This window comes from Oceanotoga sp., from assembly GCF_030445905.1.
Classification (GTDB): Bacteria; Thermotogota; Thermotogae; order Petrotogales; family Petrotogaceae; genus Oceanotoga; species Oceanotoga teriensis.
Genome location: NZ_JASUSU010000001.1, coordinates 1 through 12221 on the forward strand (window position 1 = coordinate 1; position 12221 = coordinate 12221).

General features: G+C 27.6%; 12 protein-coding genes. 10 read left to right on the forward strand and 2 right to left on the reverse strand.

The genetic code is table 11. The features are described 5' to 3' along the window. Positions 1-125 precede the first annotated feature (125 nt). The 10 genes from PWP28_RS00005 to PWP28_RS00050 all read left to right on the forward strand — a co-directional run bounded on the left by PWP28_RS00005 (position 126) and on the right by PWP28_RS00050 (position 8980). Positions 126-1274 carry a sodium ion-translocating decarboxylase subunit beta gene (locus PWP28_RS00005; protein WP_109604002.1) on the forward strand — a complete coding sequence of 383 codons (1149 nt, stop codon included), beginning with the start codon at positions 126-128 and terminating at the stop codon, positions 1272-1274. Between the two features lie 21 nt (positions 1275-1295). Next, positions 1296-1502, forward strand: a complete 207-nt coding sequence (locus PWP28_RS00010) for an ATP-binding protein (RefSeq protein ID WP_109604003.1) — start codon at positions 1296-1298, stop codon at positions 1500-1502. 22 nt (positions 1503-1524) lie between these two features. After that, complete coding sequence (locus PWP28_RS00015) at positions 1525-2682, forward strand: 2-oxoacid:acceptor oxidoreductase subunit alpha (RefSeq protein ID WP_109604004.1); 1158 nt, start codon at positions 1525-1527, stop codon at positions 2680-2682. Positions 2683-2754: 72 nt separating this feature from the next. Then, positions 2755-4209, forward strand: a complete 1455-nt coding sequence (locus tag PWP28_RS00020) for a GGDEF domain-containing protein (protein ID WP_109604005.1) — start codon at positions 2755-2757, stop codon at positions 4207-4209. 75 nt (positions 4210-4284) lie between these two features. After that, complete coding sequence (locus tag PWP28_RS00025) at positions 4285-4566, forward strand: stage V sporulation protein S (protein WP_109604006.1); 282 nt, start codon at positions 4285-4287, stop codon at positions 4564-4566. Continuing rightward, a complete protein-coding gene (locus PWP28_RS00030; RefSeq protein WP_109604007.1) occupies positions 4563-4802 on the forward strand; it encodes a hypothetical protein in 240 nt (79 codons plus the stop codon). The genes PWP28_RS00025 and PWP28_RS00030 overlap by 4 nt, the downstream gene beginning before the upstream one ends. After that, positions 4795-5697, forward strand: a complete 903-nt coding sequence (locus tag PWP28_RS00035) for a DUF1385 domain-containing protein (protein WP_109604008.1) — start codon at positions 4795-4797, stop codon at positions 5695-5697. The genes PWP28_RS00030 and PWP28_RS00035 overlap by 8 nt, the downstream gene beginning before the upstream one ends. A 102-nt stretch (positions 5698-5799) precedes the next feature. After that, complete coding sequence (locus PWP28_RS00040; protein ID WP_109604009.1) at positions 5800-6840, forward strand: LacI family DNA-binding transcriptional regulator; 1041 nt, start codon at positions 5800-5802, stop codon at positions 6838-6840. Further along, positions 6833-7816, forward strand: coding sequence for a galactose-1-phosphate uridylyltransferase (galT, locus tag PWP28_RS00045; protein ID WP_308644014.1), 984 nt, complete (start codon positions 6833-6835; stop codon positions 7814-7816). Before PWP28_RS00040 ends, galT begins: the two co-directional genes overlap by 8 nt. A gap of 9 nt (positions 7817-7825) precedes the next feature. Beyond that, complete coding sequence (locus PWP28_RS00050; protein ID WP_308644015.1) at positions 7826-8980, forward strand: galactokinase; 1155 nt, start codon at positions 7826-7828, stop codon at positions 8978-8980. A 32-nt stretch (positions 8981-9012) separates the two neighbouring features. On the opposite strand, the gene PWP28_RS00055 is transcribed toward PWP28_RS00050, so the two are convergent. Next, a complete protein-coding gene (locus tag PWP28_RS00055) occupies positions 9013-10020 on the reverse strand; it encodes a mannose-1-phosphate guanylyltransferase (protein ID WP_308644016.1) in 1008 nt (335 codons plus the stop codon). Between the two features lie 15 nt (positions 10021-10035). Next, the gene (gene glgB / locus PWP28_RS00060) at positions 10036-12210 is read right to left on the reverse strand and encodes a 1,4-alpha-glucan branching protein GlgB (RefSeq protein ID WP_308644017.1); all 2175 of its coding nucleotides are present in this window, start codon (positions 12208-12210) and stop codon (positions 10036-10038) included. Positions 12211-12221 lie beyond the last annotated feature (11 nt).

Below are 12221 nucleotides of genomic sequence, written 5' to 3' on the forward strand. Positions count from 1 at the left end.
TTAACAATTTAATTATAACCTATGGAGGTAAATATCCCTTTTAACATCGTTTAAAATTACTTTAAATAAACGTTTTTAGAATTTAGAAAGATACTATTTATTTATATATTTTGGGAGGTAAAACGATGGAGCTACAGGAAGGACTAAATTTACTGAGTTTTTTTTCTAACAGTGGATTTGCATTTTTAACTTGGCAACATATTTTGATGATATGTCTTGGTTCACTTATAATATATGTTGCTATAGTAAAACATGCAGAACCACTTTTGTTGATCCCTCTTGGTTTTGGGATGATAATGGCAAATATCCCTCCAGAAGTTACAGGAATACTTTCTGCTCCAGAAAATGGACAGGTAGGCGGATTATTATGGTATATAAAACAAGGAATGGATTTGGGTATATATCCACCTTTAATTTTCTTGGGAATAGGAGCAATAACTGACTTTTCATATCTCATAGCAAATCCAAAATTGGTTCTTTTAGGTGCTGCGGCACAAGTTGGAATCTTTATATCTTTTATACTCGCAAAGACTATGGGATTTAGTCTTGCAGGGGCTGCATCAATTTCTATAATTGGTGGAGCAGATGGACCGACATCTATATATTTATCAACTAAGTTTGCACCAGAACTCTTATCCGTAATAGCTGTTGCGGCTTATTCTTATATAGCTTTAATTCCTATACTTCAACCAGTAGTTTCAAAACTCTTGACAACTAAAGAAGAAAGATTGATAAGGATGAAAAGATTAAGAACTGTAAGTAAAAAAGAGAAGATAATATTCCCTATAATTACTACATTAGTTGTAACTCTAATAGTTCCACAAGCTTTACCTCTTCTTGGAATGTTAATGCTTGGAAATTTACTTAAAGAATCTGGAGTTACCTCAAGATTAGCAGAAGCTGCTTCAAGATTTATCTTAGATACAGTTACCATATTGCTCATGGTTTCTGTTGGTGCATCGGCTACTGCTGAAATATTTTTAACAACTCAAACATTAAAAATAATGCTTTTAGGAGCTACGGCATTTATAATAGCTCTATCTTCAGGGATACTCTTTGCGAAATTAATGAATGTTTTTTCAAAAGAAAAAGTAAATCCATTGATAGGAGCAGCGGGTGTATCAGCTGTACCAGATTCAGCAAGAGTTGCTCAACAAGTCGCACAATCAGAAGATCCTTCTAATTTCATATTAATGCATGCAATGGGTCCAAATGTTGCAGGAGTAATAGGTTCAGCAGTTGCAGCAGGTGTCTTTATAAGTATAATAGGCTAAAAATAAAATGGAGGTGCAGAAATGCCAGCCAAAAAAAGTTTTGAAGTAAACATAAACAGGAACTATTGTAAAAAATGTGGTTTATGTTACTGGATATGCCCTACAAAGACAATAGTTGCTGGGGATTTTGGAAGACCAGAAATACCAGATCACAGCAAATGCATAGGTTGTTTACAATGTGAAAGAATTTGTCCTGATTTTGCTATAAACATTGTAGAAAAAGAATAAACTATTAGGGTGGTGTAAACTTATGGGTAAAATGTATTTCATGCAAGGAAATGAAGCAGCAGCAAAAGCAGCTATAAAAGCAGGTTGCAAATTCTTTGCAGGATATCCGATAACTCCATCTACAGAAGTAGCTGAAACTATGGCGAGAGAACTTCCAAAGGTTGGAGGAACATTTATACAGATGGAAGATGAAATAGCAAGTGCAGCAGCAATAATAGGAGCTTCTTTAGCAGGAACAAAATCTATGACTGCTACAAGTGGTCCTGGTTTTTCTCTTATGCAAGAAGCTTTAGGATATGGAATAATGACAGAAACACCATGTGTTTTTGTTGATGTAATGAGAGGTGGTCCGAGTACAGGTATGCCAACTAAACCTGCACAAGGTGATATCATGCAGGTTAGATGGGGAACTCATGGAGATCATCAGATAATAGTTTTATATCCATCTACAGTTGAAGAAGTTTTTAAATATACTACGGTTGCATTTAACTATGCTGAAAAATACAGAACCCCTGTAATTCTTTTGATGGATGAAGTTTTAGGTCATATGAGAGAAAGTGTTTATCTTGAATATGAAGATGAATATCCTGAAAACATAGAAAGAAAAAAAGAAGAAGAATTAAGTGATGATGATTTATTTCATCCATTTGATGTTACTGAAGGAGTTGGAGTACAACCATTAGTTGAAATGGGAAAAACAAGATTTCATGTTTCTGGACTTGTACATGATGAAACAGGTTTCCCTGTAAGAAATCCAGATCTATCTGAAAAAATGATACAACATTTGGACACAAAAATAAGATTATATACAGAAGATATTTCTATATATGATGAATATATGTTACATGATGCAGAAATAGTTGTTGTAGCTTATGGCTCAACTGCAAGAAGTGCTTTGAGAGCTGTAAAAATGGCCAGAGCAGATAAAATACCTGTAGGTCTTTTTAAACCAATAACAATATGGCCAATTCCAACTTCAAGGTTTAAAAGAATATTTAAAAATGCTCAAGCTATAATAGTTCCAGAATTAAATTTAGGACAGTATGTGCATGAACTTTCAAAATTAAATAAAATAAATAGACATATAGAATCTTTAACAAAGACTAATGGAGAACTCTTTACACCAGAAGAAATATTAAAATCAATTGTAAAGACTTGGATTCAAATAACTGAAATGTAAATAAATTGAAATTGACAAACTCTTCGGGTATAATAATAAGGCTCGAAGAGTTTTTTAGTCTAAGGTGATTTTATGTTTTATGATATAAAATATGAAAAGTATATAAAAAATATTAATGTTGATCCTGGTATGATATATTTTTTTTATAATCTGGATAAAAGTTTTTATTATAATTTTAAAATTGACATAAAAATCTACAAAGATCCTATAGATGTTCCTGATAATATATATAGGTTTATAAAACTTACAAATTCATTTAAATCTATTTATTTAAATGAGATAATAGAGGTAAATAATATTGAACAACAAAATCTTAAAATAATAGGTAGTGCACACAGTTTAGATTTTGAATATGAAGAACTAATGTCAGATTTACCAAATTTATTGGTCAATTTGATATCAAAAACTAAAAAATTGCCAGCTTCATTTATAATGGATATAATGTTAAAAGGTAATAAACTTGCTAACATACTTTTGAATATAAACAAATTGATAGAAAAAGCATATAAACCTGAAACAGAGTTTGAAGATCTTATAAACTCAATATTAAAAATTCTTACGAGTGATCAAGGTGCTGGTTTTGATAGAGCTATTTTATTCAAAAAATATAATGAAAATTATGAAGTGATCTCGGCAAAAAAATCGATGCTTTATTTTTTTGAATATGATAAATGTAAAAAAGCTAATAAAATAGAAATGAATATACTTGAAAATAAAAACGATCTAGAATTAATAGAAGAAGATGAAAAATTTCTAAACAAATTAAAAAGTATAAAAATATCAGAAAAAATAATCAAAAAAAATGACTATATAAAAAATATACTCATAAAAAACAAATCAGAAAAACTTCCATTGAGTTCTATGCCTTTGATAACAATAAATAAACTTGGAATAGTCGGAGAACTTGCAATAATGCCCATAAAATTGAATGAAAAAATATATGGATTCATAATATGTGATAATAAATATTCATTAAATCCAATATCTGATGAACAAATAGAAATAATGGAATATTTAAAAAAACAAAGCTCTATGATTTTAGAAAATAAAATAGCTATAAATATTTTAAAAACAGAAGCGGAGATAGATCCTTTATGTAAATTTCGAAATAGAAATAGCTATGAAAAATATATTGAAAAATTAAATATAACTGATGAAAAATCTCTTGGTATAGTTATGATTGACATAGATAATTTCAAAAAAATAAATGATACATATGGACATTCATATGGCGATGAAATATTGATTAAGTTTTCAGATACAGTTAGAAAATATATAAGAAAAACAGATAATATATTTAGAATTGGTGGGGATGAATTCATAATATTTTTACATAATACAGAAAAAGAAAAGATAAAAGAAATAATAGAAAACATATTAAAAGATTTTAAATCTGAAAATACTTTTACTTTTTCTGCTGGCGGAGTTATAAAAAAAGATGAAAATATTTATAAATATCTTGAAATTTCAGATAAGAATCTTTACATATCTAAAAAAAATGGAAAAGGAATATTAACTTTTTCATAATCCAATTTTGAAAAAACGTAAAATTATGATAAAATATATAGTGAATTCTTAACACATAAGGAGGAGAGCTCAAAGATGGAAATATTAAAAGTCAGTCATTCATCAGCCCCTAACAAAGTAGCTGGAGCTATTGCAGGAGTACTATCAAAGACTGATGAAGTCGAAATCCAGGCAATAGGTGCAGGTGCAGTTAATCAGGCTGTAAAAGCAATAGCAATATCGAGAAGATTTGTAGAATCTAAGGGGAAAATATTATTCGTAATTCCTGGATTCGTAGAAGTTGAGGTGGGCTCTGAAACAAGAACCGGTATAAAATTTAAAGTTTCATCAAAACAGGTTGAAGAAATTCAAGAATGATATCTGAAAAGATAATTAATGAAATTATTACCGCGTGTAGAAATGACACGCGGTTAATTTCAATAGTAAAAGATGTTGCAAATATGGATAAAAATACGAGGTATGAATTTCGTAAAAAGGCTTCCATAGTTTTAAAAGGTAAACATAGTATTGAAAAAGAGGCTTTAAAATTTTATTATCTAGTTACTGAAGATGGGATTTCTGAAGAGGTAATTAGGAGGTTAGAAGATGAATAAACCAAAAAGTGTTGGAGGCCAGGCTGTAATAGAAGGAGTAATGATGAAAGCTATAAACACAGTAGTAGCCGTAAAAAAAACTAATGGTAAAGTGGCTGTAAAAAGAATAAAAGATAAATCATGGGGAATTATAGAAAAGATACCATTCATAAGAGGTTTTTTTGTGCTTTTACACGCGATGATAACTGGTATGGGGGCACTTTCTTATTCGGCAAAAATGTCAGGTGAAGAAGAAGAAGAATTTACAAAAAAAGATATGATATTTTCAATTATTCTTGCTTTTATAGTTGCAACATTTGGATTTGGAGTACTTCCTGTCATAATAGCAAAACCTTTTAATATACAATCTGAATTTTGGTTTGCTTTTTTTGAAGGTATAGTTAGAGGATTTCTAGTTATAGGTTATATTGCTGCAATAGCAAGAATGAAAGATATAAAAAGAGTTTTTGAATATCATGGTGCTGAACATAAAAGTGTTTATAATTATGAAAGTAACAAAGATTTGAAAGTAGAGAATGCAAGAGTTTTTACAACACTTCATCCAAGATGTGGAACAAGTTTTATATTGATAACAGTATTTGCTTCAATAATAGTATTTTCTATTTCAGGAGGTCTTGGATTCAACACTATATGGGAAAAAATTATTTCAAGAATAGTTTTGTTACCTCTTGTTGCTGGAGTAGCTTATGAGTTTCAAAGATTGACAGCTAAAATAATAGATAATCCTATAGGTAAAATTTTGGCATATCCTGGATTAATGCTTCAAAAAATAACTACTAATGAACCAGATGATGAACAATTAAAAATAGCTTTAATATCGTTAAAATTTGCTTTAGATGAAAGTTTTGATGGTGAAACTGAAGTTGAATTAAACCATTTTGAGGAAGCCGCTTAATAGCGACTTCCTTTTTTTGTAACTTTTTCTATACTTAAAAGTAATTTTTTTGTATTAAAATTATAACAACTACCGTGAACGTTACCGGTGAGGAGGTTAATTATGACAAAAAAATATATAACTATAAAAGATGTCGCAAAAGAAATGGGTGTTTCTATAAATACTGTATCCAGAGCTTTAAATAATAAGCCAGATATAAATGAAGATACAAAAAATAAAATATTAAAAAAAGCAAAAGAAATGGGATATGTAAGAAATTCATATGCTTCACTTTTAAAGTCTAAATACAGTAAAATAATAGGAGTTATAATTCCAGATAGTTCAAATCCTTTTTTTTCAGAAGTTTTTAATTCTATTGAAAAAAGTGCAAGAAAAAAGGATTATCAATTAATAGTTATGAATTCTGAAGGATTATATGAAAATGAATCAAAAGCAGTTGAAGTATTTATAGAAAGAAGAGTAGATGGCATTTTATTATTTCCAATGCAAAAAAAATATGAAGATATAAAAGGGTTAATTTCAAATAAGTTTCCAATTGTATGTGTTGGTAGAAATATAATAGGTTGGGATATGGATGAAATATATAATAATGATTTAGAGGGAGGATATCTTGCAACTAAACATCTAATAGATCAAGGGTTTAAAAATATAATAATGATTTCAGATGAACTTTTTAATTCTGCTTCAAAACATAGAATTGAAGGATTTAAAAAAGCTCTAAATGAAAATGATCTAAATTATAAAAATAACATAATTATATGTGAAAAAATACATGAAGGAAAACATGTTGAAGCAGGTTATAAAACAATATTAAAATTATTAAAAGAAAATAAAAAATTTGATGGTGTCTTTTGCTACAATGATTTGATAGCTTTTGGAGTTTTGAAAGCATTGAAAGAAAACAATATAAAAGTACCATATGAAATTGGTGTTATTGGTTTTGATGATATAAAATTTTCTTCTTTAATAACTCCTTCTCTTAGTACAATTAGAGTTAATAAAGAAAAATTAGGAGAAGAAGCTTTTAACATGTTATATAAAAAAATTAAAAATCCAAAACAAAAATTATTAAAACAAAAACTTGAAATAGAATTATTAATAAGAGATTCATCATTAAAAATAAGAGGTGATATTAATGGCTGAATTGAGATGGAATCCATTATTAAGGACATATACAATGGTTGCAGGTAATAGACAAAAAAGACCTCATATGCCTCAAGATTGGTGTCCTTTTTGTCCAGGAGAAGGAAAAAATGTTCCTGATGATTATACGGTTTTTAAATATGATAATGATTTTCCAACTTTAAAACAAAATCCAGATATTCCAGAATTAGAAGATGATGATCTTTATAGAATAAAAGAAAATTATGGTAAATGTGAAGTAATATTATATTCACCAGATCATAATGTTACATTACCTCAACTAAGTTTAGAACATATTAAAGAATTAATTGATCTATGGCAAGAGCGAAATAATGATTTATCTAAAGATGAAAAAATAAAATATGTATTTCCATTTGAAAATAGGGGTAAAGAAGTTGGAGTTACAATGCCTCATCCACATGGACAATTATATGCATATTCATGGATACCTTTAAAAATAAAAGCAGAACTTGATAGTTGTAAAGAATATTATAATAAAAATAAAAAATGTTTATTGTGTGAGATGAATAAAAAAGAAAAAAATTTTGAGAAACGAATTTTAATAGAAAATAATAATTTTATATCTTATTTACCATTCTTCACAGATTATCCTTATGGAGCATTCATAGTCTCAAAAAATCATAAATCAAATCTTTCACAATTCAATGATAATGAAAAAAGAGATTTAGCTGAAATTTTAAAATATCTTACCGGAGGATTTGATAATATATTTGATAAAATTTTTCCTTATATGATGGTTGTACATCAGAGCCCAGTTAATAGCAATGAATATAAAGATTCTCATAAATATTTCCATTTTCACATAGAATTTTATCCACCATTGAGAGATAAAGATAGAATAAAATGGTACGCTTCAAGTGAAATGGGAGCATGGGCCGCTACAAATACCCTTTTAGTTGAAGATACAGCAGAAATTTTAAGGAATAATATAAAAAAATTTAAAGATTTTTTATGAGGTGATTTTATGAAAAAATTTTATAATGAATTTTTGAAAATATATGGAAAAAGTGACAAAAATATAAGTTTATATTTTTGTCCAGGGAGAGTGAATCTCATAGGTGAACATATCGATTATAATGGTGGAAAAGTACTTCCAGCAGCACTTTCGATTGGTATATATGGATTTATAAGAGAAAGAGAAGATAATTTAATAAAAGTCATATCTATGAATATTCCAAATTCAATAAAAATAGATATAAAATCAGATTTATTTTTTTATAAAGAGGATGGTTGGGGTAATTATATTAAAGGTATAATAAAATATTTGAAAGAAGATAATTTTAATATAAAAGGATTCGATATTCTTTTGTATTCTACATTACCAGATAGTTCAGGATTATCTTCATCTGCTGCTTTAGAAGTTTTAATGGGATTTATGTTTTTAGATATGAGTGATTATAAAAATATAGATAAAAAATATTTATCAATGTTGGGGAAAAAAGTAGAAAATAAATTTCTTGGTATAAATTCTGGGATTATGGATCAATTTTCAGTAGCTTTTGGTAAAAAGGACAATGCAATACTTTTGAACACTGATAAACTTGATTATACATATATACCAACTAATTTTGGAGATTATAGATTAATGATTTTAAATACTAATAAAAAAAGAGGTCTTGGAGAATCAAAGTACAATGAAAGAAGAAAAGAATGTGAAGAAGCTTTAAATATTATACAAGAACATAAAAAAATAGAGCATCTATGCCAAGCAGATATTGAAGATTTAGAATATTTAAAAGATGAAAAAATTCTTTTTAAAAGGGCAAAACATGTAATAAAAGAAAATAAGCGAGTATATAAAAGTATAGAGGCTTTAAATAATAATAATATAAAATTTTTTGGTGAAATACTCAATAAATCTCATGAATCATTAAAAAATGATTATGAAGTTACAGGAAAATACTTAGACTGTATAGTTTCTATAGCTCAATCTCATGAATCTTGTATAGGATCACGTATGACTGGTGCTGGATTTGGAGGTTGTGCAATAGCTCTTATAGATAAAAAAAATATAAATGAATTCAAAAATTTTGTTAATAGAAATTATTTTGATGAAATGGGTTTAAAATGTGAAATATATGAAATAAAAATAGAAGATGGTGTAAAAAAATTATGCTAAAAAAATAATAACGGTTAAAAACCGTTATTATTTTAAAATTCATCTTCTTTTTTTAATTGTTCTACAATATTTCTAACATTTTGAACAGAGTCTTCTTTAGATATCAAAATTCCATCATCAGTTTCTATTAAAACTATATTTTCGAGTCCTACTATACCCACTTTTTTATTGCTATGAATAAAAACATTTTTTGAATTAAAAAGATATATATTTTCTTTTTTATCGGAATATCCTTCAAGTTCTCTTACAGAAACCCAATTTCCAACATCAGACCATGTGAAATTTGATTGTATACATTTTACATTTTTAGATTTTTCCATTAAAGCATAATCTATACTTATTCTTTCCACTTCAGGCATTATTTTTCTCAATTTTTCAATATTTTTTGGGTTTAATTCATTCATTTTATCATACATATCTCTATTATAAAGTTTCATTTCATTCATAAAAACAGATTTTTTCCATACAAACATGCCACTATTCCAAAGAAAATTATTACTTTTTAAAAAATCAATAGCAGTATCTAAATTTGGCTTTTCTCTAAATGATTTTACATTAAAAATATCTTTAGATATTTCTTCACTTTTTTCTATATAACCATAACCTGTTTCAGGTCTATTTGGTGATATACCAAAAGTTATCAAAGAATCATTTTCAGCTGCTTTTATAGCTAAGTCCACAGTTTTCCAAAAATTTATCCAATCAGGTATATAATGATCTGCTGGTAGAATTAGTACTATATCATCATTTTTCGCACACAGAGTTGCCAACATACAAGCGGGAGCAGTATTCCTCGCAATAGGTTCAAGAATTATATTGTTTTCAGATAATTCGGGTATATCATTTTTTGTGTTAATAAAATGTTTTTCAGAAGTAACCACAAAAATATCATCTTTTGAAAGTTTATGATTAAGTCTTTCAAAAGTTTCCCTTAAAAGACTTTTATTTGAGAATATTTTTAAAAATTGTTTTGGAGTTTTTGAATTGGATAATGGCCAAAATCTTTCACCAGATCCTCCAGCAAGTATTATAGCTTTCATGAAATCACCTCTATTTTATTTTAATTCAAAAAATATACCACTTAAAGGAGGTAAAGTAATATTTATAGAAAAATTTTTTCCATGCCAAGGTATGTTTTCAGAATTTATTTCTTCTATTATACCCCAATTTGATCCAGAATAAATATCTTTATCAGAATTAAATATTTGTTTATATATACCTGATTTCGGAACACCAATTCTATAGTTTTCTCTGATAACTGGAGTAAAATTAAAAATACAAACTATAAAGTTATTATTATTATCTTTTCTTAAAAAGCTAATAATAGAATTTTCTGAATCGTTTATATCGATCCACTCAAATCCAGTCGGATCAAAGTCTATTTCATATAAAGGTTTTTTGTTTAAATAAATGTTTGTAATATCTTTGAAAAATTTACTCAAATTATAATTATATTCTTCATTCAAAAGATGCCAATCTAAAGAATGATTAAAATCCCATTCCTTATATTGAGCAAACTCACTTCCCATAAATAAAAGTTTTTTTCCAGGATGTGAATACATAAAAGTATAATAAAGTCTTAAATTTGCAAATTTTTGCCATAAATCTCCAGGCATTTTTTCGATCATAGATTTTTTCCCGTATACAACCTCATCATGAGAAATGGAAAGTATAAAATTTTCAGAGAATGAATAAACCATAGAAAAAGTTATTTCATTTTGATGATATTTTCTATATATAGGTTCTTTTTCAAAGTATTCAAGAGAATCATGCATCCATCCCATATTCCATTTCAAATCAAATCCCAATCCATTATTTTCAACTTTTTGAGTTACTCCAGGAAAAGAAGTAGACTCTTCTGCTATTGTTAAAAAACCTGGAAAATCATTTTTTAATATAGAGTTTAAATGTTTAAAAAATTCAATGGCTTCAAGATTTTCTCTGCCACCATATTTATTTGGTATCCATTCGCCATCTTTACGACTATAATCAAGGTATAACATAGATGCAACAGCATCTACTCTCAAACCATCTATATGATAAATTTTTGCCCAAAAAAGAGCATTTGAGATTAGAAAATTACTGACTTCATTTCTACCATAATTAAATATATAAGTACCCCAATCTATATGTTCTCCGAGTCTTGGATCTTTATGTTCATAAAGTGCAGTTCCATCAAATCGACCCAAAGAATGTTCATCTTTTGGAAAATGTCCTGGAACCCAGTCTAATATAACTCCTATATTATTTCTATGCATTTTATCTACAAAATACATAAAATCTTTTGGAGTTCCAAACCTCGAAGATGGAGCAAAATAGCCCGTTATTTGATAACCCCATGACATATCCAATGGATGTTCAGATATTGGCATCAATTCTATATGAGTAAAGTTATTTTCTTTTAGATATACTACTAAATCATCAGCGAGTTCTTTATAATTTAAAAAATTATTTTCTTCTTTTCTCTTCCAAGATCCTGCATGAACTTCATAAACATTCATGGGTTTTTTTTTAAAATTATTTTTAGATCTTTTTTTCATCCATTTAGAATCTTTCCATTTAAAATCATTTATATCAAAAACAACAGATGCATTTGCTGGTCTCATTTCATTAAAGAATGCATAAGGATCTGATTTTAAAAGAATATCATTGCTTTGAGTCTTTATTTCATATTTATATATATCTCCAGATTTTACATTTGGAATAAAAATTTCCCATACACCACTATCTCCAAGAACTCTCATTTGATGAATTCTTCCATCCCAACCATTAAATGAACCTACTACACTTACTCTTTTAGCATTTGGTGCCCATACTGAAAATAAAGTTCCTTCTACATCTTTTATTTTCATAACATGTGCTCCAAGTTTTTCATATATATTATAATGTGTTCCATTCTTAAATAAGTACTTATCTAAATCACCAAATACAGGTAAAAAAGAATAAGGATCTTTTGTTTGCCATTTCTTCTCATTTTTTCCAGTATATAGCAATTCATATTCAAAAAAGTCATTTGCATCAACAATTATTTCAAATAAACCGTTTTCATCGATTTTTTTAAAAAAATCATTGCTAATATCACTGACAAGCTGTACCACTTCTGCAAAAGGTTGCAAAGTTCTGATTACAAATTGCTTTTTATTCATTTTATGAATACCTAAAAAATAAAAAGGATCATAATAATCAGCAGATACAAGTTTTTTTATTTCTTCCTGTCTCAATATTGGCATAATATTCCCCC

Coding starts and splice junctions, on each gene's coding strand:
- PWP28_RS00005 (WP_109604002.1), top strand. CDS start 126: ATGGAGCTACAGGAAGGACTAAATTTACTGAGTTTTTTTTCTAACAGT.
- PWP28_RS00010 (WP_109604003.1), top strand. CDS start 1,296: ATGCCAGCCAAAAAAAGTTTTGAAGTAAACATAAACAGGAACTATTGT.
- PWP28_RS00015 (WP_109604004.1), top strand. CDS start 1,525: ATGGGTAAAATGTATTTCATGCAAGGAAATGAAGCAGCAGCAAAAGCA.
- PWP28_RS00020 (WP_109604005.1), top strand. CDS start 2,755: ATGTTTTATGATATAAAATATGAAAAGTATATAAAAAATATTAATGTT.
- PWP28_RS00025 (WP_109604006.1), top strand. CDS start 4,285: ATGGAAATATTAAAAGTCAGTCATTCATCAGCCCCTAACAAAGTAGCT.
- PWP28_RS00030 (WP_109604007.1), top strand. CDS start 4,563: ATGATATCTGAAAAGATAATTAATGAAATTATTACCGCGTGTAGAAAT.
- PWP28_RS00035 (WP_109604008.1), top strand. CDS start 4,795: ATGAATAAACCAAAAAGTGTTGGAGGCCAGGCTGTAATAGAAGGAGTA.
- PWP28_RS00040 (WP_109604009.1), top strand. CDS start 5,800: ATGACAAAAAAATATATAACTATAAAAGATGTCGCAAAAGAAATGGGT.
- galT (WP_308644014.1), top strand. CDS start 6,833: ATGGCTGAATTGAGATGGAATCCATTATTAAGGACATATACAATGGTT.
- PWP28_RS00050 (WP_308644015.1), top strand. CDS start 7,826: ATGAAAAAATTTTATAATGAATTTTTGAAAATATATGGAAAAAGTGAC.
- PWP28_RS00055 (WP_308644016.1), bottom strand. CDS start 10,020: ATGAAAGCTATAATACTTGCTGGAGGATCTGGTGAAAGATTTTGGCCA.
- glgB (WP_308644017.1), bottom strand. CDS start 12,210: ATGCCAATATTGAGACAGGAAGAAATAAAAAAACTTGTATCTGCTGAT.